Annotated in this window: 22 protein-coding genes; 1 reads left to right on the top strand and 21 read right to left on the bottom strand. The window is 32.3% G+C overall.

The genetic code is table 11. The features are described 5' to 3' along the window. Positions 1-134: 134 nt before the first annotated feature. The 8 genes from LQ189_RS08895 to LQ189_RS08860 form a co-directional block, all read right to left on the bottom strand. A complete protein-coding gene (locus LQ189_RS08895; protein WP_230155922.1) occupies positions 135-329 on the bottom strand; it encodes a hypothetical protein in 195 nt (64 codons plus the stop codon). A gap of 75 nt (positions 330-404) precedes the next feature. Continuing rightward, positions 405-1,601 (bottom strand): serine hydrolase, encoded by a 1,197-nt coding sequence (locus LQ189_RS08890; RefSeq protein ID WP_230155913.1) that lies wholly within the window; start codon positions 1,599-1,601, stop codon positions 405-407. 14 nt (positions 1,602-1,615) lie between these two features. Beyond that, positions 1,616-2,674: a serine hydrolase gene (locus LQ189_RS08885; RefSeq protein WP_230155905.1), complete on the bottom strand. Its 1,059-nt coding sequence runs from the start codon at positions 2,672-2,674 to the stop codon at positions 1,616-1,618. Between the two features lie 158 nt (positions 2,675-2,832). Next, complete coding sequence (locus tag LQ189_RS08880) at positions 2,833-3,972, bottom strand: AraC family transcriptional regulator (RefSeq protein WP_230155904.1); 1,140 nt, start codon at positions 3,970-3,972, stop codon at positions 2,833-2,835. Between the two features lie 387 nt (positions 3,973-4,359). Then, entirely contained in the window at positions 4,360-4,881 is a 522-nt protein-coding gene (locus tag LQ189_RS08875) for a GNAT family N-acetyltransferase (protein WP_230155903.1), read from the bottom strand. 83 nt (positions 4,882-4,964) lie between these two features. Continuing rightward, positions 4,965-5,573, bottom strand: a complete 609-nt coding sequence (locus LQ189_RS08870) for a short chain dehydrogenase (RefSeq protein WP_221917238.1) — start codon at positions 5,571-5,573, stop codon at positions 4,965-4,967. A gap of 76 nt (positions 5,574-5,649) precedes the next feature. Next, positions 5,650-6,225, bottom strand: coding sequence for a Crp/Fnr family transcriptional regulator (locus LQ189_RS08865; protein WP_230155902.1), 576 nt, complete (start codon positions 6,223-6,225; stop codon positions 5,650-5,652). Positions 6,226-6,395: 170 nt separating this feature from the next. After that, the gene (locus LQ189_RS08860; RefSeq protein WP_230155901.1) at positions 6,396-7,163 is read right to left on the bottom strand and encodes an MBL fold metallo-hydrolase; all 768 of its coding nucleotides are present in this window, start codon (positions 7,161-7,163) and stop codon (positions 6,396-6,398) included. A gap of 162 nt (positions 7,164-7,325) precedes the next feature. On the opposite strand from LQ189_RS08860, the gene LQ189_RS08855 reads away from it, so the two are divergent. Then, complete coding sequence (locus LQ189_RS08855; RefSeq protein WP_230155900.1) at positions 7,326-7,991, top strand: MBL fold metallo-hydrolase; 666 nt, start codon at positions 7,326-7,328, stop codon at positions 7,989-7,991. Between the two features lies 1 nt (position 7,992). On the opposite strand, the gene LQ189_RS08850 is transcribed toward LQ189_RS08855, so the two are convergent. From LQ189_RS08850 to LQ189_RS08790, 13 genes are all read right to left on the bottom strand, one after another. Then, positions 7,993-8,565 (bottom strand): Crp/Fnr family transcriptional regulator, encoded by a 573-nt coding sequence (locus LQ189_RS08850; protein ID WP_221917235.1) that lies wholly within the window; start codon positions 8,563-8,565, stop codon positions 7,993-7,995. Positions 8,566-9,022: 457 nt separating this feature from the next. After that, complete coding sequence (gene trpA / locus LQ189_RS08845; RefSeq protein WP_230155898.1) at positions 9,023-9,784, bottom strand: tryptophan synthase subunit alpha; 762 nt, start codon at positions 9,782-9,784, stop codon at positions 9,023-9,025. Positions 9,785-9,836: 52 nt separating this feature from the next. Then, positions 9,837-10,157 carry a gamma-glutamylcyclotransferase family protein gene (locus LQ189_RS08840; protein WP_230155887.1) on the bottom strand — a complete coding sequence of 107 codons (321 nt, stop codon included), beginning with the start codon at positions 10,155-10,157 and terminating at the stop codon, positions 9,837-9,839. Positions 10,158-10,372: 215 nt separating this feature from the next. Beyond that, positions 10,373-11,554: a tryptophan synthase subunit beta gene (gene trpB / locus LQ189_RS08835; RefSeq protein ID WP_230155885.1), complete on the bottom strand. Its 1,182-nt coding sequence runs from the start codon at positions 11,552-11,554 to the stop codon at positions 10,373-10,375. An 18-nt stretch (positions 11,555-11,572) separates the two neighbouring features. Then, positions 11,573-12,217, bottom strand: a complete 645-nt coding sequence (locus LQ189_RS08830) for a phosphoribosylanthranilate isomerase (RefSeq protein ID WP_370634892.1) — start codon at positions 12,215-12,217, stop codon at positions 11,573-11,575. A gap of 92 nt (positions 12,218-12,309) precedes the next feature. Continuing rightward, complete coding sequence (gene trpC, locus LQ189_RS08825; protein WP_230155883.1) at positions 12,310-13,095, bottom strand: indole-3-glycerol phosphate synthase TrpC; 786 nt, start codon at positions 13,093-13,095, stop codon at positions 12,310-12,312. A gap of 77 nt (positions 13,096-13,172) precedes the next feature. Further along, positions 13,173-14,165, bottom strand: a complete 993-nt coding sequence (gene trpD / locus LQ189_RS08820) for an anthranilate phosphoribosyltransferase (protein ID WP_230155881.1) — start codon at positions 14,163-14,165, stop codon at positions 13,173-13,175. Between the two features lie 63 nt (positions 14,166-14,228). After that, complete coding sequence (locus LQ189_RS08815) at positions 14,229-14,840, bottom strand: aminodeoxychorismate/anthranilate synthase component II (RefSeq protein ID WP_230155879.1); 612 nt, start codon at positions 14,838-14,840, stop codon at positions 14,229-14,231. A gap of 67 nt (positions 14,841-14,907) precedes the next feature. After that, entirely contained in the window at positions 14,908-16,308 is a 1,401-nt protein-coding gene (locus LQ189_RS08810) for an anthranilate synthase component I family protein (protein WP_230155877.1), read from the bottom strand. Between the two features lie 301 nt (positions 16,309-16,609). Further along, complete coding sequence (locus tag LQ189_RS08805; protein WP_086454062.1) at positions 16,610-17,878, bottom strand: hypothetical protein; 1,269 nt, start codon at positions 17,876-17,878, stop codon at positions 16,610-16,612. Between the two features lie 341 nt (positions 17,879-18,219). Then, positions 18,220-18,789: a YceI family protein gene (locus LQ189_RS08800; protein ID WP_230155874.1), complete on the bottom strand. Its 570-nt coding sequence runs from the start codon at positions 18,787-18,789 to the stop codon at positions 18,220-18,222. A 30-nt stretch (positions 18,790-18,819) separates the two neighbouring features. Beyond that, positions 18,820-19,452, bottom strand: a complete 633-nt coding sequence (locus tag LQ189_RS08795) for an NAD(P)H-dependent oxidoreductase (protein ID WP_230155872.1) — start codon at positions 19,450-19,452, stop codon at positions 18,820-18,822. 12 nt (positions 19,453-19,464) lie between these two features. Beyond that, positions 19,465-19,920 (bottom strand): MarR family winged helix-turn-helix transcriptional regulator, encoded by a 456-nt coding sequence (locus LQ189_RS08790; protein ID WP_230155870.1) that lies wholly within the window; start codon positions 19,918-19,920, stop codon positions 19,465-19,467. Between the last annotated feature and the right edge of the window lie 136 nt (positions 19,921-20,056).

Raw genomic sequence — 20,056 nt, 5'->3', positions numbered from 1 at the left:
ATTGTTTTTGCCAGTACTAGTTCTTGGTTGTCCGTGGTGGATGATTCAACCGGTTTTTAATACTTCATCCGTTTGCTATCGATCGGGCGTTCGTTTGCTTTGGTAATACAACCCAAGTTTACAATTGACTGCAACTATTTTTTAACAGCAATTAATTGAACTTTGCTATTCAGATTATCCCTTGTTATGATTACAGCATTTGGCTTCCCTTGGTCAAATTCAAAATGTAATAAGTTAGGATAATCGATAATTCTAAATAATCCATTTTTTAGATACACTAACTCATTATCATTTTTTCCTTTGAAATGTTCTAAAATAGGTGATTCCACATAGAGGCGATTATTTTTTTTCAACTATCTTAGTTTCCATTCCTTGACCATAAAGAAAATCATCATAAGTTCCAATTAGTTTTTCTTCAAACTTGCAGGTATTTCTTGAATGTCATCAGTAGATGCTTTGTTCCAATCCATTACTTTCAGAATTTTATTTCGAGTATAATTCATCACAGGAAAACGATTGGGTTTTTCACCATTGGCAAGATATATTAATCCGTTGCCATCAGTCATTGTTGCTAAAATATTACCACCAACTCCTGTATTAGAACCATTACACGAAAACCAATCATAGTTATTGTAACCGAAAGACTTTTGCCATCCATAGCCCCAGCCGCCAACAGCATTTTTTAACGCGGTGACTGCTGTTACTTCTTTTGCCACAGTATTAGAAATTACTTTATTGTTTTTATTGCGTAACGCATTTTGAATTTCAATGGCAAGTTTAGCTAAATCAGTTGGTGTAGACCACATGCCTGATGCCGCTACTTGTGGCGTAATTGGCAATCCTGTTTTAATCACTTTCCCGTCTTTATCATGAACAAGAGCCACATTAGTTAAAAATCCATTTTCATTTGGCTGAATCATTGTTGTGTTTTTCAAACCAAGAGGTCCAAAAATATGTTCTTCTGCAAGCTCAGCAATAGATTTTTTCAAAGTGTCTTCTAATGCCATTTGAATAATGGTATAACCACCACCGCTATATTCAAAACTAGTACCAGGCGTAAACAAGAATTCAATTTTTTTATCGTATCTCGGAATCTGTCCTAAAAGACTTTGCTTTATTGTTGGAATTGTGTCTCCTTCATAATAGTCGGCAAACCCACCTTGACTTGTACCAGCTGTATGATTGAAAAATTGTTTCCAAGTTGGACTATTATTTTGTGTGAACTTACTTTTTGGCAAATGCCAACGTTTTAGGTAGTTATCTATGGGTTCATCTAAATTAATCAAGCCTTTTTCTTCTAAAATAAAACAAAGAAGAGCCGTTATTGGTTTTGAAATTGATGCTGTTGAAAAAGCAGTGTTTTCATCTATCTTTTCTTTGGAATTTACCGATTTTACACCAAATTGCTTCGAATAAACGATTTCATAGTTTTCAAAAACAACCACACTAAATCCCGCCAATTTGTGTTTTTCTAATTGTTTATCAATGTTTAAAGTATCCGTAAGAAAGCTGTAATCTCTCTTTTTTGTCAATGATTTATTATTTGTTTGACCACTCGAGATCGTTACTAAAAAAAGTAGTAAATAAAAAGGGTTTTTCATGGTATCTGATTTTTTTATTTTAAAATTGTATTATGAATTTTGTCCAAAAGGTCTTGTCTCATTTTAGAATTTCTTTGATTAAGCAATATTATAATGCCCCAGTTTTGAGCTCTATTGTAACATAGAATAGAACATTGACCCATAGAATCTCCAGACTTCATGTAAATAGTATTTTTGTCATCACTTACGATGTTTAAACCCAATCCCATTTCTCTCTTTTCATCTTTATAAATTATTTTTTCTGTAACTATGGATGCTATACCTACTTTAGTTTCTTTATTTAAAACTGCTTTTAAATAGGTAATCATATCCCTAGCGTTTGATTTTACTAATCCAGCAGGTGCTGTTACATTCCATTCAAATAATTCTTGAGTGCCACCATCAGCATTGTAACCCATTGCTCTATTTTTCACGTTAAAGTCCTTAGTCATGGTTTGGGTCATTTTTAATGGCACTAACATTTTCTCTCTAATAATTACATCATAACTTTTACCATAGACTTTCTCTAAAATTTGTCCCAATAAAGTATAGCCAATAGTAGAATAGCGATATTTACCATAATCTTTCAGTTCAGTACAAGTATTGATGATGTCGGTTAGTGTTTTTTGAGTGACACTACTTACAGGCTGTTGCGGATTTATCTCTATCAACTTTCTAAAATCAATATCAGTCAAACCAGATTGATGAGAAGCTAAATCTGATATTTTTATCTTGTTTTTAAGATTTTTATCTAAAACATATTGTTTAGGAAGGTAATTGTCTATATAGTCGTCCAATTTTATTTTGTTTTCAACAGTCGCTTGTGCAATCAAATTAGAAGTTAATATTTTAGTGATAGAGGCAAGTTCGAATAAGGAATTTTTGTCTACATCAATTGGACTTTCTTTACTTAGTTTGCCATATGAGGTGAAGAATTCTTCGTTGTTTTTAATTACACCAACGCTAATACTTATGTTAGGATTTTTTTGATAATTATCTTTTATTATAGAATCTACTCTTTTAGAAATGTCCTGTGCAAAAGAGAAAGTGCTTGTTAGTAATAGCACTGCTAAAAATTTTAAAGAAGTTTTCATTGTATCGTTTTTTTTTTTTAGTTAAAAAATTATTTCGATACAAATTTGAGACAGAAATCAAGACTAGGCGACCGAGTGGAAGTATTCGAACGCTTTTGTTTTAAAAAATAAGTACGAGTAAATTAAATAACAAGTACGAATAATTACAAAAATCTGGTTTATAATGTTTTACGATAATCAGTAGGTGTGTAACCAGTATGCTTTTTAAAAGCCGTATTAAAAGAAGATTTTGAATTAAAACCTACTTGGTACAAAATTTCTAAAATAGTTACCTTGCTTTTTGTAGTATCTTTTAAAATTTCCATCGCTTGTTCTATACGGTAGGAATTAACGAAATCATAAAAATGCTGGTTTAAGTGATGATTGATTAAAATGGATAACTCTCGAGTTGGGATTTGAATTGTATTGGAAATATCTTGAATAGTTAATGAAGGATTTAGATAAGGTTTTTCAGCCATCATAAACTGTTGTAATTTCGATAACGTTTCATCTTGCTTTTTTTCATTTTCTGCCAAAGGCTCCTCCACTTTATCTTCCAGAATAATATCAGCAACTAATTTTAATTTTGAATCGATATTTCGAAATAAACTAGGATTGTTTAATGCTTTCAATAAATACCAACAAGTAATAAACAACTGAAAAATTAGGAGTCCGCTATTTACCCATTCAGAAATGTATTCATATTGTGAAAATTTAAAAATGTTTTTTACAAGCGCAATCAAATATAAAATGGTTAGTGCTATTGTAAACTGGAACAACCACTTGTATGATTTAATATTAGCTCCTGCATAATTTTCAAGGTATATTTTTTTTGTTTTTCGCAATAGCATAAAAACAGCAATAAGATAAACAACGATTTGAGTATGAAAAAGAATATGGTTGAATTGCAATTCAAGTACACTTTGACGATTTTGCAGCAGATTAATTTTAGAAGCTACATTTACGAAGTAAAAACGAGGCAATAAAATAACATTTGCCAACAAAAATGGTAGCAGATGCAATAGGTATTTAGGCTTAAGCTTAAAATCGGAATAGCAAACTGATAAAACATACAGATAAAAAATAGGAATTTGTAAGAACGCCAATGTATTTCTAAGCATTCCTAGATTTGATAGATTTTGAACGATTAAACTTAGCAAAGGTCCACTTAAATCTATTGCAGTTATAATTAAAAACGTTGCAAAAAGGGCATTGCTTGTTTTTTGTTTTGTTTTAACGGATAATAGAAAAATGGCAAGAAACAATGAAATGAACAAAGAAATAGAAGTTGTAATAACCAATAAATTAATGTCATTCATTATTTGTTTTCTTTTGTTGAATTCGTTTTTTAATACTTCAATTGAGGTTTTATAGAAACAAATATAACAAAAACTTGTTATTAAAACAGGATTTTTCGTATTTTAGGGATGTAATATCATAAGGATTTTTGAATTTCAAAAAAGTTTTCAAGAATAGACGAGGCTATAATTTTAGATAATCAATAACGTTGTGTTGACCCATTTGTATTGTTTATCGATTTTTAAAATAGATTTTAATACAAGGTTTTATAAAAAACCTCTTGAACGCATCACTATTTGAATCAAAACTCATGGATTCGATATTTTTTATCATGATGCGCCAAACAAACGTTGATATGCTAGGTATACTCCGTTCCTTGATTAGTGGGAACTGTTTATTTGATTTTGTTATTTCGGAAGTAAATCCATTTGAAATAAACTAACCGTTGCGTTGTCATAATGTGCAGGAAGTCCTTCAGTATTTTTAAGTTTTAATAAACCTAAAAACTCAAAGCCACATTTTGTGTAGTAATTAATCAATCCTGAATTATCGCCAACTGTATCCATTCTAATGAATTTTTTTTGATTTTCAATAGCATAAATTTTTGCCCACTCAACGATTTTACCCACTAAATTTTGTCCGCGAAAATCAGGACTGGTTGCTATTCGGTGAATGTAAATAGCTGGTTCTTCGTTACGTTCCTCCCAAATTTGTGGATCGTCAAAAGTTGTCGCCCAGACACAAGCAATTTTACCATCAACCACTACTTTCCATTGTCTGTTTTCTAAAATTTCAGTTTCAATAAGTTGTCTGTCAAATTCTGGCCAGTGATGGGTAAATCTCGTCTTCTGAAAATCGGTTGCGATTTTGTATAAACGGAAAATTTCGTCGGTATCGGTACTGTTGCTATTCTGTATTTGAAAGTTCATTTTTGATTTTCTTTTTATTTTATAATAAACAGCATATAGTCAATTTCTTTTTTGAAAAGACTATATGCTGTAATTTTTGTTAATTATGCATCAACAAGTATCACTTGACCAGTAATAAATCCATCAACCGATCGCTCAAACGCTTTACCAACCAATGCACTTGGTACAGGTTGAAATCCTGGCATCATATCGCCGTAAACATCCCAAGCCTCCGCTAAAACTGTTGGATTTACTGAATTTACACGAATACCTCTTGGCATTTCGAAGGATACACATTTTACAAAGGTATCAATGGCACCACTTGTAGTTGCATCTGCAATAGCAAAAGGAATTGGCTTTAAATTTAGTATACCTGTAATAAGCGTAAAGGAACCTTTATCAGCAATGTATTCCTGACCTATTCTAACAATATTGATTTGCCCCATCATTTTACTCATTACTGTAGTCATCCATTGCGCTTCAGTCATTTCCTCGAAGGTTGCATATTCACATACGCCAACTGTATTCACAACTGCATCAAAGTGACCAACCTCCTTGAATAATTTTCTCAAAGATTCTTCACTGGTAATGTCAACTTGGAAGTCACAACCGTCTTGAGAGCGACCTGCTGTAATCACTTTGTGTTTTCCTAAACCTGTAAGTGCTGCTTTTCCCATTTTCCCATTAGCACCTATTAAAATTACTGTTTTCATATATTTAATTATTTTTAATTTGAAGTGCAAAATTACACTCCTGCCCTACTAAGCACGTAGGACATTTGTCTAATAATTAAATCGATGCTCTTATTCTACTTAAATGTCTTTGAGTAATTCCAAGATAGGACGCTATATAGTGAAGTGGAATTTGTTGTACAAATTGTGGATGGTTGTGTATCAAATCTACATATCGTTTTTGGGCGTTGGATTTTTGATGATTAAATATCCATTTTTCGAGTTCAACATATTCTTTTTCAGCAATTATTTTTAAAAAATTCAACCATTTATTGTTTGATTCCGCAAGGTTTTCTAATTCTTTTTTTGAAATTGAAATTATTTCAGAATCGGTTAAAGCTTGTAAATTTTCTTCTGATTTCTTCTGTGTAATAAATGAAGAATAAGCCACTAATAATGTATTAGGAAAGGTAAAACAATAGGTTATTTCTTCGTCATTATTAGAATAATAAAATGATCGAAAAATACCAAAATTCACGAAGGAAAGCGTGGTACAGATTTCATCTTGTTTAATGAAAAAATCTCCTTTTTTTATCGTAGAAATAGTCGCTAAACTCATAAATTCATTTATTTCACTATCTGTAAATAAATTGTATTGTTTTAAGTATTCCAACAGTTGATTTTTCTTAAACATAGTACTTGTTTTAAGCTTTAATTCTATAATTCGTATTTATATTTTGCTGCTTTGCAAAGTTAGCAATTACAAGTGTAGAATTTTAAATCCCTTTCAAATCATTGATGATATAAAAAATATGACATTGATTTACTGGCTGTTTTTCTATAAAATCATTTGTACTTAGTTTATTAAAATAGCCTACTTTCTCCATCATTTGGAATAAAAACCTTGTCAGAAAGTCCAATTTTTGAAACTTCTATTTCTAATTGTTGTCGTGTCGTCGGGCAATGATTTACTGCTTCTAAATGATTGGCGATTACTTGGTTTGGTGCATTTTTTACAAACTTCAAAATGTCATCCATTCGCATTAACAAAGGTTGAAAAATATCTAATTGAGCCGTTCCACAAGCTACAACTGCAATTTCTGGTTTTAATTGCGTTAGTACTTTATGCACATCGTCTGTATAAATGGTATCTGCACTTAAATAGATTGATTTTTCATTCGGTAATTTTAGGTAAAAACCCATAACATTTCCCATTGGTTTAGCTACAAATCCATAACCATGAACGGCTGGAATCCCTTGAATTGTCCCTCCTAAAAAAGGGTTTGTTATCCAATATTCTATAGTCTGAGAAACTTTTAAACCTTTTTTTATTAATGCATCTTCGTCTTTTATGCTACAAATAACAGGAACTTGTTTGGAGCGAAGAAAATTTTCAGCCTCCTTGTCTAAATGATCTGGGTGCAGATGTGTAAGTAAGCAATGGGTTGTTTTTTCAACAATATCCATTGCATTGCTTGGTAAATCCACAATAGGATTTCGTTGAGGTTTGAAACGGAAAAGTGTAAACGTGGGTCCAGCAGTTCCTTTTTTTCCAAGCATAGGGTCAACTAAAATTACTTTGTCTCCCGTTTCTATGATCATAGTGGCATTTCGCAAATGGTGTATTTTCATTTTTTGATGTTTTAAATTGAAAGAACAAAGTTGCTTATTGGCACAATAGATTCCATTGATTGAAATCAATAAATGAAAAAAATAAAGTTTACTCGATATTGATTTGAATCAATGCATCTAAATTTATTCAATATTATTTTTGCAATAATAAAAATTACAAAAATGAATTATAAAGTTGAAGTACTATCGAATACTATTTTTGCAACAAATTCTTACTTAATAATTGATAATCATAACAATGCATTAATTGTTGACCCCAGTTTTGATCCTCAAGCAATCGAACAAAAAATTGTTTTTTTAGGTTTGAAAGTTGTAGGTATATTGGTAACACATGCGCATCAGGATCATATTTTTTGTGTACAACATTTTATGGATTTATACAGAGTCGATGTTTGGGCTTCTGAAAATTCAAAAGAATTGTTTGGAGATCGTGTGCGCAATCTTAGTTTTATTGGTTCTCAACATTTTGGACTAGAGGAAACTATTTTGGATGTTCCAGTAAAAATTTTGGAAGATCAAACCACCTATCAAATAGAAAACTTTATTTTTACAACCGGTATTTATCCTGGTCATAGCATTGGTTGTACTGTTTTTGATTTTGGAGAATTTATGCTGACTGGTGATTTTATTTTCAAAGGAACTATTGGGAGAATAGACTGGCCTGGCTCCAATCCTGAGGATATGAAGAACAGTTTGATGTTATTTAGAGATAGATATAAAACAATCGATATGCCAATATATGCTGGACATAATGATGCTTCAACTATACAAAAGGAATTGGCTACGAATATTTTTTTATTAGATCCAGCAAATGTAAAATGGTTGTAGGCTATATTCGTTTTCTAATTCTGCTTAATGTTTCAGGAGTGATTCCTAAATACGAAGCAATATGATATTGTGGTATTTGTAGTAACCAGTCCGGTTTTGTCTTCATAATATCGAGATATAATTCTTCGGCGGTATTTACAAAATGGTTGAATTCTTCGGTTTCTTTATTGACAACAATTCGTTGAAAAATGGTTTCAACAAATAACTTACCACAATTGTATTGGTTAGTAAATGTCGAAAATATTTCTTTTGATAAAACTCTCAAATCAACATCAGTTAAACATTCTTGGTATTTTTTTGTAGCGGTAGCGTGTGCAAAGGATGAAAAATCGGTTATAAAACCGGCATCTGTAAAAAAATTGATATTTTTTTCTTTGTCGGTGGTTGCATAATATTCTCGGATTATTCCTTGATCTAAAAAACGAAGTTCATTTTCTACTTTTCCATTTTCTAAAATGATTTCCCCTTTTTTGAATGATTTTACAGTAAAAGTATTTACAAATTCATCTAAACCTTCTTTGTTAAAAGGAAATTCATTACTAAAAAAAAGTGATAATTTGTCTGATTTTGTCATATTTATTCTTAAGATAATTTTGCAGTTCGTTCAATAAATTGCTACCAATTTGTCTAAACATAAAATAACCCTTTTTTTAAAATTAAATTATATGTTTATGCGGGGATATGTTCTATCTTTTAATGTCAAATGTATTTAATTTTTCTAATAAAAGGATCTAATGAATCTTTATTTAGTAAATACTTTTCGTTCTAAATTTTGTGTAAAGTAAGTTTGTTTTTCTGAAGTTCTAAATGAAATAATGCAATGAATTCTTAACTTAATTTTTAATTTAAAAAGACTTAATATGCATAATTATTTTATAAAATAATTGAACTGTAATTGTTCATTATCAACGTTCTTCTGTTGTCTATTTAAATAGCTAATAGAACTGGAATTATTGTAATCTTTTAATTGGTTTACAAAAAAAACGGCGCTTCAAGTTACACTGAAACGCCGTTAGCTATTTTTAAACTGATTATCGAATACTTTTTACAAATGTTGCTATATTTTGGGTTCCGTTTTTAGTTAAATCCTGAATAAACGCACTGCCTATAATGGCTCCTTTTGCAAATTGTGTGGCCTGATTAAAAGTTTCGGCATTGTTGATTCCAAAGCCTATAACTTGTGGGTTTTTCAAATTCATGTCGGCAATTCGTTTGAAATATGCTTCTTGTGTGGCTCCAAAACCAGTTTGAGAACCGGTAACACTGGCTGAACTAACCATGTAGATAAATGCATCAGAGACGCTGTCTATGAAATGAATGCGTTCTACAGAAGTTTGTGGTGTTATTAAGAAAATATTTTTAAGACCGTATTTTTCAAATATATCTTTGTAAGAATCAGCGTATACATCTACGGGTAAATCTGGAATGATTAATCCGTCTATTCCTATTGCAGCACATTTTTGACAAAAATTTTCAATTCCGTATTGCAACATAGGGTTAAAGTAGCCCATGATGATAAGCGGTATGGAAACTGTCTCTCTTATTTTTTCTAATTGGTCAAATAACACTTGCGTAGTCATCCCGTTATGCAAGGCTTGGGTAGAGCTTTCTTGAATAGTAGGGCCATCTGCTAGCGGATCACTAAAAGGCAGTCCAATTTCAATCATGTCAACTCCATTTTTTTCTAAGTCTTGGATTATTTGTACGGTATCATTCAAGCTAGGATACCCCGCAGAAAAGTAAATGGAAAGGATTTTATTGTTTTCTTGTAATTTTTTATTAATTCTGTTCATGATATATTAATTTCCCTTTTTGATTAGGGTTTAGTGAAAGGCTTATTTATATTTAAATTACGGCACTGTAGGCCCAAGCTTTCTGGTTTGACTGTAATTGCACTTCAACTCTTTTATAATGCAGCCCTTCATATAAATCAGATTGATGTAACTCCTTAGTACTGATGTCGTACACAATACCGTTTATAGTGTCTTCTTGATTTTCTGTTTGGGTAATGATGGGGTAGTTGACAATGCCAAATTCTTCTTCAATTTGAATTTGTTTTACCACATAACCTATTAATGTTTCTGGAGTGCCCTCTAGAATGCGCCCAAACAGGTCTTTTTGTACGTCCTCGTTTTGTAAACTACCGTAAGCAAATAATTTTTCCATAATGTGGGTTTGACAAATTTAATTTAAAACGTGATATGCTATTCTTGATTGCGTTAAGGATTGCAGCGGTATCTCCCGGTTTAGAAAAACAAGGCTTTTGCCGTAGTTTTTGTTAATCGGGAATTTAGCGTACAGCCTGACCTCGCTTTTTTCGGCGAGGGAACGCCCTAAAATTAAGTCAAAAAAAACATCTCACAGGATAATAGTGTACTAAATTATAATTTAAAATAATCTATGTAAGTATTTAAATCCTTGTCACCACGGCCAGAGAGATTAATTACTACAATATCGTCTTTCTTGAATTTCATTTCGTCTAATACTGCAAAGGCGTGTGCACTTTCTATGGCAGGAATTAAGCCCTCCATTTTAGATAATTTGATACCCCAGTCCATGGCTTGTGCATCTGTAATTGAGATAAATTGAGCTCTTCCAGTAGTGTATAAATTAGCGTGCATGGGGCCAACACCAGGATAATCAAGTCCAGCTGATATGGAGTAAGGCTCTGTTATTTGTCCATCGTTGGTTTGCATTAATAGTGTTTTACTACCATGAATAACGCCTATTTTTCCTAGTGCTGATGTGGCTGCGCTTTCCCCTGAATCTACGCCTAGTCCAGCTGCTTCTACAGCAATAATGTTGACTTCTTTTTCGTCCAGGAAATGATAATACGTTCCTGCAGCATTACTACCACCGCCTACGCAGGCAATGACGTAATCTGGGTTTTCTTTGCCTTCTTTTTCAAGTAATTGCTCTTTTATTTCTTTGGAAATGACACTTTGAAAACGCGCCACCATATCAGGATAAGGGTGTGGTCCCACTACCGATCCTATGATGTAATACGTATCTAAAGGATTGTTAATCCAGTCTCTAATAGCTTCATTAGTAGCATCTTTCAAGGTTTTGGATCCAGACTTTGCAGGTCTTACTTCGGCGCCAAGCATTTTCATTCGGGCTACGTTTGGCGCTTGTCTTTTTATATCTACTTCACCCATGTACACAATACATTCAAGTCCCATTAAGGCACATACAGTTGCCGTAGCTACACCGTGTTGTCCAGCGCCAGTCTCGGCAATAATTCTTTTTTTGCCCAATCGTTTGGCTAGGAGTATTTGACCTATGGTGTTGTTTACTTTGTGCGCACCCGTGTGACACAAATCTTCTCTTTTGAGGTAAATTTTAGTATTGTATTCTTCGGATAAGCGTTTCGCAAAATACAAAGGAGTAGGGCGGCCTACATACTCTTTTAGCAAGGCATCAAACTCTTCTTGAAATTCAGGTTCTGCGGTGATTTTCAAGTAATTTTGACGAAGTTCTTCTACATTTGGGTATAACATTTCAGGAATGAATGCACCACCAAATTCTCCATAATATCCTTTTTCATTAACGTTGTAACTCATTTTGTGTATGTTTAAAAGTTAAAGTTGTAAATTATGTTGCAACTTTTGTAATAATGTAATGTCTTTTAATCCAGGCTCTGTTTCAAATTTACTGTTTAAGTCTAGAGCGTGAATTGGTAAATTGGTATTCAAGATTTGTTTTATAGATTCAACCTCATCAAGGCTTATCCCACCACTTAAAAAAAACGGTTTAAGCGAAGGATATTTTTCTAAAACCCGCCAGTCAAATGTATTTCCGTTCCCACCCGGAAGTTTGCCTTTGGTATCAAATAAAAAGTAATCGCATACCGTTTCAAAAGGTTCTAGGTTTTGAAAATCAAAGGTGTCATTAACCGAGAAAACCTTGATGATTTCTATTTTTTTTTCTTTTAATTTTTCTTTCAAATCACTACAAAAAGCAACCGACTCATTTCCATGCAATTGTATAGCTTGTAAATTATATTTTTCGGCTTTCGCCAAAATTACTTCGATTTCCTCTTGTACAAATACCCCCACTTTTTTTATGGATGCTGATATTGCAGGCATCTCTCCATCAAAATAACGACTTGATCTATCCCAAAAAATAAATCCCAAATAATCAGGTTGTAGGGCAGCAAGTTCCAAAATGTTTTCCGGATATTTCATGCCACAAACTTTTACTTTTACACCCATTTTTCCTGACATAACGGGAGACGAAAGGGGAGTTGTATTTGGGTTATTTATTGAAGGTTGCATAATGACTACCTGTTTTAATTGTTGTGTTTTATTTTTGTAAATTAAGAAAGTAGTTTCTGGATAAATTCAGTAGCTGCTTTTCCTGCATTGTCTGTTTTCATAAAATTTTCTCCTATCAAAAATCCTTTAAAACCATACGGTTTGAGTTCGTTAATAGCTTCCACGCTAGCAATTCCACTCTCGGATACTTTTACAAAATCATCTGGAATTTGTGAAGCGAGTTGCTTGCTGAAATCCAAACTCACTTCAAAAGTTTTTAAATTTCTATTGTTAACTCCTATCATGTCAAGTGACGGCATAATAGATTTTTCAAGCTCCTCTAGATCATGAACTTCAAGTAACACTTCTAGTCCTAAACTATGTGCAAACTCAGATAAATGTTTGATTTCCTCTCGTGTTAAAACCGCAGCGATTAGTAAAATTAAATCGGCGCCGTGAGCTTTTGCTTCTAGAATTTGGTATTCATCAACTATAAATTCTTTGCGCAAAAGCGGAATGTTGACTGTTGCTCTAGCCAAAAGTAAATCATCAAGAGAACCACCAAAATACTTCCCATCAGTAAGTACCGATATCCCACAAGCACCTGCAGTTTCATATCCTTTTACCACTTCTTCAACCGTAAAATTATAATTAATTTCAGCTTTTGATGGTGACCTGCGTTTGTGTTCAGCAATTATTCCAGAGTTACTGGCTCTAAGTGACCGACTTAATGAAATTGTTTTTTTTGTGAAAAATACTGAGGATTCTAGCTGCGATACCGGAATTATTGTTTTTTTGAGAATCACTTCTCTTTTTTTGTCAATTATAATTTTATCTAGGATATTCATTCAATTTTTTGTTTAAAATTTACTTTGTTTAATTTTAAAGGTGTTTGAAATTCCAACAGCCTTAATTTTAAACTATTTTATTTGCTTAATTCTTGTAATTTCTTCAAAGATAAAAGTCCTTTACCAGATAATAAACTTTCTTTTGCTATTTGAAATCCTTCTAAAGGCGAGCAATTTGTAACCGTTGCAATAGCCATTGCAGCATTGGCACAGACGACATTATTTTGAGCTTCGGTTCCTTTTCCAGCAATAATTGTGGTAAACATTTGAGCTGATTCTTCAATGGTTGTTCCGCCTTCAATTTCTTTTTGGGTCAGTAGGTTTACACCAAAATCTTCGGGATTCAACATCCCTTCTTTGGTTTTTGATATTGTTTTTGAAGCGCCAGTCAGGGATATTTCATCATATCCATCTAAAGAATGAAGTATGGTGAAGTTTACATCTGTATTTTGATACAAATACGCATACATTCGGGCTAGTTCTAAGTTAAAAACACCTACCAATTGATTTTTTGGAAAAGATGGATTCACCATAGGTCCTAGCATATTAAAAAATGTTTTTACAGCCAGTTCTTTTCTAATAGGACCCACGTTTTTCATTGCAGGATGAAATAAGGGTGCGTGTAAAATACAAATCCCAGCTTGGTCCATACAACTTTCTAGAAAAGCATTGTCATTACTAAAACGGATACCTAGTTTTTCCATTACGTTACTAGATCCTGAAATAGATGAAACACCGTAATTGCCATGTTTAGCTACTTTTATTCCGGCACCTGCCGCTACAAACGATGCTAATGTCGAAATATTAAACGTATCCTTACCATCACCGCCAGTACCACAAAGATCTATAGTGTTGTAAGCAAATAGATCAACTCGAATACACAATTCTAAAAGCGCTTCTCTAAAGCCAGCAAGCTCCTCAATAGTGATGCTACGCATCATGTAAACGGTAAGGAAAGAAGCTATTTGGCTGTTGTTGTAACCTCCGTTTGAAATAGTAATCAATACGTTTTTCGCTTCCTCTCTAGAAAGGGTTTCGTGATTGATCAATCGGTTTAATATGTTTTTCATTTTTGATAGTTGTTCTTAATGGTAAACTTTTTGTGTGATGTTTTACTAGGAAATTTTTTGAAACTAATTTTTAATCCAGTTTTCCAAAATTCGTTTTCCGTTAGGTGTCAATACACTTTCAGGGTGAAACTGCACCCCACGTACATCATATGTTTTGTGACGCAGAGACATTATTTGTCCATTTTCGTCAAGAGAGGTAATCTCCAAAACATCAGGTAAATTTGTATCTACAACCCAAGAATGGTAACGCCCTACCTCAAAGGAGTTTCCTAAACCTTCAAAAAGAAGTTCATCAGTCACGGTAGTTTCTACCATAGAGGCAACACCATGATATACTTTGTCAAGATTAGAAAGGGTTCCACCGTAAACCTCACCTATGGCTTGCTGCCCTAGACAGACTCCAAAAATACTCTTGGTAGGTCCATATTTGCGAATCACTTCTTTTAACAAACCCGCTTCTTCAGGAATTCCAGGCCCTGGTGAAAGCAGAATTTTATCGAAAACTGAAATTTCATCAATATCAAATTGATCGTTTCTATAAACGGTAACTTCACAGTCTAAATCTTCAAGATAATGTACCAAATTATAGGTGAAACTATCGTAATTATCAATGACTAAAACTTGCTTTCTTACAGCAGTTGTTGAAGTAGATAGAGTGGTTATATTGTTGCTCATTTTGTTTTTTATTTTAATATTTTCTTGAAAATTAAATCCTTTTACAAGGAATTTATTAGAATTGGATTTAAATCGTTTCGGCTAAATCTAATGCGGCATTTAAGGCTCTTAATTTATTGTATACTTCTTGCATTTCACTTTCTTCATCAGAGCTTGCCACAATTCCGGCACCCGCTTGACAATGCAATTGATGATTTTTGCTTAAAAAACTTCGGATCATAATGGCATGATTGAAATTACCATCAAAATCCATAACACCTATTGCACCTCCATAAAAATTTCGACTTGTTTTTTCGTATTCTTCAATGAGTTGCATGGCACGGTGTTTTGGTGCACCACTAAGCGTACCTGCTGGAAACGTATCAGCAACGACTTGCATAGTTGAGGCTGTGTCATGTAAATGTCCTGTAACTTTAGATACCAAGTGAATAACGTGCGAAAAGAATTGTATTTCTCTATATTTTTCTACTTGAACATCATGACCATTTCGGCTTAAATCATTTCTGGCTAAGTCAACTAGCATAACATGTTCACTGTTTTCTTTTTTATCTTCAGATAATTGTTTGGCAAGGTTTGCATCTTTCTCATCATCTCCTGTACGTTTAAAAGTTCCAGCAATGGGATGAATTTCGGCTTTTCTATCTTTTACTACAATTTGAGCTTCGGGAGAGCTTCCAAAAATTTTGAAATCACCATAATCAAAGAAAAATAGGTAAGGAGAAGGGTTGATGCTTCTCAAGGCTCGGTATACATTAAACTCATCACCTTTAAAGCCTTGCGTAAATCTTCTTGACAAAACGAGTTGAAACACATCACCTCTAAAACAATGTTTTTTAGCCAAAGCTACATTTTCCTTAAATTCTGCATCAGTCAAATTAGAGAAACCGTCACCTTCTTTTGAAAATTTATAAGAAGCAATATTTCTAGATTGAAGCAGTTGTTCTATCTCTGCAATATTATTACGACCGTCTAAGCTGTGGCAAAAAAGAAAGGCTTCATTCTTAAAATGGTTAATAGCAATAATATTTTGGTAAACCGCATAATACACATCAGGAATGGAATTGCTGTTTTCTTTTTTTGCGATTGTAACTTTTTCAAAATATCGAACCGCATCATACGAAATGTATCCAAATAACCCGTTGTTTATGAATTTGAAATTGTTTTTATCAGATTTAAATTGTCCAGAAAATTCTTGAATTACAGCTGGAATATCAGTGCTTGCATCAATATTTATTTTTTCAGAACTACCGTCAGGGAATGATTTATAAATCACTTCATTTTCTATTTTTAAGGATGCAATAGGATTGCAACAAATATAGGAGAAGCTATTGTCATTACCGTGATAATCACTACTCTCTAGTAAAAGACTATTGGGGAATTTATCTCTAATCTTAAAATATACACTCACTGGGGTAATGGTGTCAGCTAAGATTTGCTTGTATTTAGTTTGTAATGTAAATGATTTCAATTTTTTATATTTTAAGTGTTGTGTCAATTTTTATCAAAAAAAAAAGGCTTGTCGTGATGACAAGCCTTTTATATTTATAGTTTTAAAAAAATACCATAGGAGCTTAGTTCACGACGTTTGACGTAAATTGTTCCACCACCAAGTATTGTTTAAAATTGTGTTCATTGTTGTTTTATTTAATGCAAATATATAAATGTAAATTCAATTATGATACGTTTTAATATAAAATTAAATATTTTTTTTTCTATTTTTTGTTACAAATGTAAAACGTAGCTTCACTTAGCATTGGTTTTAATATGAATTACTTACTAGCTAAATTTGTGTAGGATCTTAAGCGGAAATCTGGAGTTTTTTTCAATGATGGTTGAATGAAAAAATCTAAAGTTGGTATAGTTGTATAGTCAAATGCGAAGGAGGCGTTGCTGTACCAATTTTCTATTTCAACGTTATTCCCAACTACTTCACTAATTATTTTTGCAGAGCAATTATTAGCAATTACTCCTCTAAAGCTAACTCGATTTAGATTTTCACTGATATATCCTATCTTTGAATCTAAAACAGCAATTGCAGAAAAGCCATGTATTACGCTATTATCTAATGTTAAAAAACACTTATCTTTAATATAAATTGCTTCTTTTACAAGCCCTTGATTGTTTTCTTGTGTGTTCAATAAAGTAATATTATTTGCAGTTACCTGTGTGGCTTTCTTAGTAAAATCACAGTTTTCTATTTTATCATAATTGTCTATTTCAAAGCATCTAGAGCCTGCAACATCACTTGAAAAAGGATCTCTTATGGCAACACTATTGGTAATCTTAGCTTGGGCTCCTTGAGTAAAATCAAAATCATCATCAGTTGCTCTATATGATATTATGTTGTTTAATGTTGCTTTCCCACCATAACATTCAAAAGAATCATCATTAGAAAAACTAATTTGAATATTTTCTAGTTTGGTCTTATTCCCAACTCCTGCAAGTGATAATCCATTAAGTTCTTTTTGTTCTTTGAGTTTTCTACCAGAATATTCAATACGTACATATTTTAAAATTCCAGAACTGTCCTCTTCATTAGTTCCACCGTAATAGCTTACTTCTTGATTTAAATTAAAATCTAAGAAACCGATTCCGCCAATCCTATTGATAGGAGCATCACCAAGAATTACAATTCCACCCCAATCACCTGGTTTTCTTGATAAAACATTATTGTTAGAAGTAAAAACAATAGGAGCAGTTTCATTCCCTTCGGCCATTATTTTAGAACCTTTTGTAATTACAAGCGTTCCACAGCTTTCTTTATCACCACGAATAACGGTACCTGCCTCAATAGTTAGTGTTGCTTTGTTCGTAACGTACACAACGCCTATTAATCGATAGGTGTTTTTACGTTGTAAGGTCATGTTACTACTTATAACCCCAGTTAGTATCGTTGTTGCTTCATTATATTCAGTACTAGCGGGTTTGAAATTAGTCCAATTGTTAAACCAGTTGTCTTCTCCTAATATTCCTTTAAGTTGTTGCGCGTTAATATACAAACAAGAAAGTAATAAAAGTAGTGTCATTTTTAGTTTCATAATATTTGTTTTTGTAGGTTCGGTTATCATAAGATATGGAGGTTTTTAACAATCCAAATTTACTTATGATCTGTTAAGACAGACTCTACTTAATATTATGAGTTTATTATGAATAATCAGCGTATGTTATTTTTATGCAACTTAACTTAATTTGTTGCGCTATTTTAAATTTATTTTGTATTAAAAGTGAAATTCTACTTCTAATCAATTAATAATTATAATTTTAAGATATTTTGAGTCAAGGTTAAACTATTGAGACGGTTAATAAATAATAGAAACTTGTTTAAATACAAAACCCTATCAATTGCTTGATAGGGTTTAGAGTGGTATTTAATTTGAAATTAGAATTTCAAATTTACAGCTAAAGTGAAATCATCATTGATTGCTTTGTCACCAATAGTACTAAAGATGCTAGCTGAGTTGTACTCTATTTTATATTTAGTTCTGTCAACAACAACATTAGCAGTCGCTGTATTAGGAGTAGTAGCCAAATCAAAAGTTACAGGCTTAGTAATTCCTTTTATAGTTAAATCAGCAGTTACAGTGTAAAGATTAGCTGATTTGCTTGCTATTTTTTTGAAAACCAAAGTTGAAGTTGCAAATTTATCAGTTCCAAAAAAGTCATCTGCTTTTAAGTGTCCTTCTAATTTTTCTTTTCCTTGACCTGCTTTCAAGTCAGTTACAGTCATTGATGTCATATCAACAACAAAAGAACCTCCAGCTACTTTTTTTCCTTTGAATACAAGGTTTCCGCTTTTAAGATTGATAGTACCTTCATGTGCTCCTGTTACTTTTTTTCCAACCCAGTTGATAGTACTTTTAGATACATCTACTGCTTTTGTTTGAGCGTTTACTGTTACTGTTGTTAGCGCTATTACTGCTGCTAATACAATTGATTTTAAGTTTTTCATTTTTAGTGTGTTTAAAGTTGATTAAAAAAATTATAGTGTAATAAATAAATCCTCATTATATTTTCTCACTTTTTTATAATGCTGTGTTGCATCTTCTTCATGGCGGTATCCTATTGTTGCAAGTAATGTTGCATTTAGACCTAGTTTATCAAGTCCTAATATTTCATTAACCTGAGCAGGGATGAACCCTTCCATAGGAGTAGCATCAATTTTCAATTCAGCTGCACTGTTTAATAAGTTTCCTAAGGCAATATAGGTTTGTTTTGCTGACCATAAGTTTCTACTTTCTTCTGGCAATCCTACAATATTTCCTTTCATATAATCTACGTACCCTTGAATACTCTCTAACGGAATTTCGCGAGTTTCGCTCATGGTTCTTGCAAAATTATCAATCCCTTCAGCACCAAAGTTTAATTCATTTGCAAAAACAATTAAATGTGAGGCATCTACAACTTGAGCTTGTCCGTAGGCAGCAGGCTGTAATTGAGCACGTAATTCAGGATTTTCTACTATAATAATTTTGTAGGGTTGTAATCCATAAGATGATGCTGTTAAACGAATAGCTTCTTTAAGCGTAGCCAAATCTTCGGCTGTAATTTTTTTTGATGCATCAAATTTTTTAGTTGCATATCTCCAATTCTGGTTTTCTATAAAAGTACTCATAATTATTTTTATTTATTGTTTTCTGTATTTTTCTAATAAAGCGTTTAACTGTTCAATTTCATCGGATGTTAGATTTTGAGCAAAAAAACGTTCATGTGCTATTACTTTTGGATCTAATTCTGATAAAACCTCTAATCCTTTTGATGTAATTAAAACTTCTATTTTTCTACGATTATCAGGACAAACCTTTCTAGTTACATATTCTTTTAGTAGCAATTTGTCTACAAGACGAGTAGTGTTGCTCGTTTTGGCAAGCATTCTCTCTTGAATTACAGACATGTTTGCTGGATTTCCTTTTTGACCTCTTAGAATTCTTAACACATTGTATTGCTCACTAGATATTTCAAATGGCTTTAATATTTCATTAAAATTTTCTGTAATCACATTTTGTGTGTACAAAATATTAAGGATAATTTTTTTTGAATTATCCATTGCAACAGTTGATTTTAATATTTCTTCAATTTTCATATTTGTATATATGTAATTTGTCGGTACAAATATACCATTAATTATTGTTGTATATACAAATGTGTTTTAAATTTTTGTTAAATTTTAGTTTTTAAATGGTAAAAGCCGCATTACTAGGAATCAAAAAACTTTCGTT

It is taken from the genome of Flavobacterium sp. CECT 9288 (genome assembly GCF_918731615.1).
In the GTDB taxonomy this organism is placed as follows: domain Bacteria; phylum Bacteroidota; class Bacteroidia; order Flavobacteriales; family Flavobacteriaceae; genus Flavobacterium.
This window is presented reverse-complemented; position numbering and strand designations above follow the sequence as displayed.

What these genes read in the sequence shown, in the direction of transcription:
- LQ189_RS08885 (WP_230155905.1), bottom strand. Translation starts at nt 2,674, where the DNA reads ATGAAAACTTCTTTAAAATTTTTAGCAGTGCTATTACTAACAAGCACT.
- trpB (WP_230155885.1), bottom strand. Translation starts at nt 11,554, where the DNA reads ATGAGTTACAACGTTAATGAAAAAGGATATTATGGAGAATTTGGTGGT.
- LQ189_RS08855 (WP_230155900.1), top strand. Translation starts at nt 7,326, where the DNA reads ATGAATTATAAAGTTGAAGTACTATCGAATACTATTTTTGCAACAAAT.
- LQ189_RS08805 (WP_086454062.1), bottom strand. Translation starts at nt 17,878, where the DNA reads ATGAAACTAAAAATGACACTACTTTTATTACTTTCTTGTTTGTATATT.
- trpD (WP_230155881.1), bottom strand. Translation starts at nt 14,165, where the DNA reads ATGAAAAACATATTAAACCGATTGATCAATCACGAAACCCTTTCTAGA.
- LQ189_RS08840 (WP_230155887.1), bottom strand. Translation starts at nt 10,157, where the DNA reads ATGGAAAAATTATTTGCTTACGGTAGTTTACAAAACGAGGACGTACAA.
- LQ189_RS08790 (WP_230155870.1), bottom strand. Translation starts at nt 19,920, where the DNA reads ATGAAAATTGAAGAAATATTAAAATCAACTGTTGCAATGGATAATTCA.
- LQ189_RS08800 (WP_230155874.1), bottom strand. Translation starts at nt 18,789, where the DNA reads ATGAAAAACTTAAAATCAATTGTATTAGCAGCAGTAATAGCGCTAACA.
- LQ189_RS08870 (WP_221917238.1), bottom strand. Translation starts at nt 5,573, where the DNA reads ATGAAAACAGTAATTTTAATAGGTGCTAATGGGAAAATGGGAAAAGCA.
- LQ189_RS08830 (WP_370634892.1), bottom strand. Translation starts at nt 12,217, where the DNA reads ATGTCAGGAAAAATGGGTGTAAAAGTAAAAGTTTGTGGCATGAAATAT.
- LQ189_RS08815 (WP_230155879.1), bottom strand. Translation starts at nt 14,840, where the DNA reads ATGAGCAACAATATAACCACTCTATCTACTTCAACAACTGCTGTAAGA.
- LQ189_RS08875 (WP_230155903.1), bottom strand. Translation starts at nt 4,881, where the DNA reads ATGAACTTTCAAATACAGAATAGCAACAGTACCGATACCGACGAAATT.
- LQ189_RS08865 (WP_230155902.1), bottom strand. Translation starts at nt 6,225, where the DNA reads ATGTTTAAGAAAAATCAACTGTTGGAATACTTAAAACAATACAATTTA.
- trpA (WP_230155898.1), bottom strand. Translation starts at nt 9,784, where the DNA reads ATGAACAGAATTAATAAAAAATTACAAGAAAACAATAAAATCCTTTCC.
- LQ189_RS08890 (WP_230155913.1), bottom strand. Translation starts at nt 1,601, where the DNA reads ATGAAAAACCCTTTTTATTTACTACTTTTTTTAGTAACGATCTCGAGT.
- LQ189_RS08795 (WP_230155872.1), bottom strand. Translation starts at nt 19,452, where the DNA reads ATGAGTACTTTTATAGAAAACCAGAATTGGAGATATGCAACTAAAAAA.
- LQ189_RS08850 (WP_221917235.1), bottom strand. Translation starts at nt 8,565, where the DNA reads ATGACAAAATCAGACAAATTATCACTTTTTTTTAGTAATGAATTTCCT.
- trpC (WP_230155883.1), bottom strand. Translation starts at nt 13,095, where the DNA reads ATGAATATCCTAGATAAAATTATAATTGACAAAAAAAGAGAAGTGATT.
- LQ189_RS08880 (WP_230155904.1), bottom strand. Translation starts at nt 3,972, where the DNA reads ATGAATGACATTAATTTATTGGTTATTACAACTTCTATTTCTTTGTTC.
- LQ189_RS08860 (WP_230155901.1), bottom strand. Translation starts at nt 7,163, where the DNA reads ATGAAAATACACCATTTGCGAAATGCCACTATGATCATAGAAACGGGA.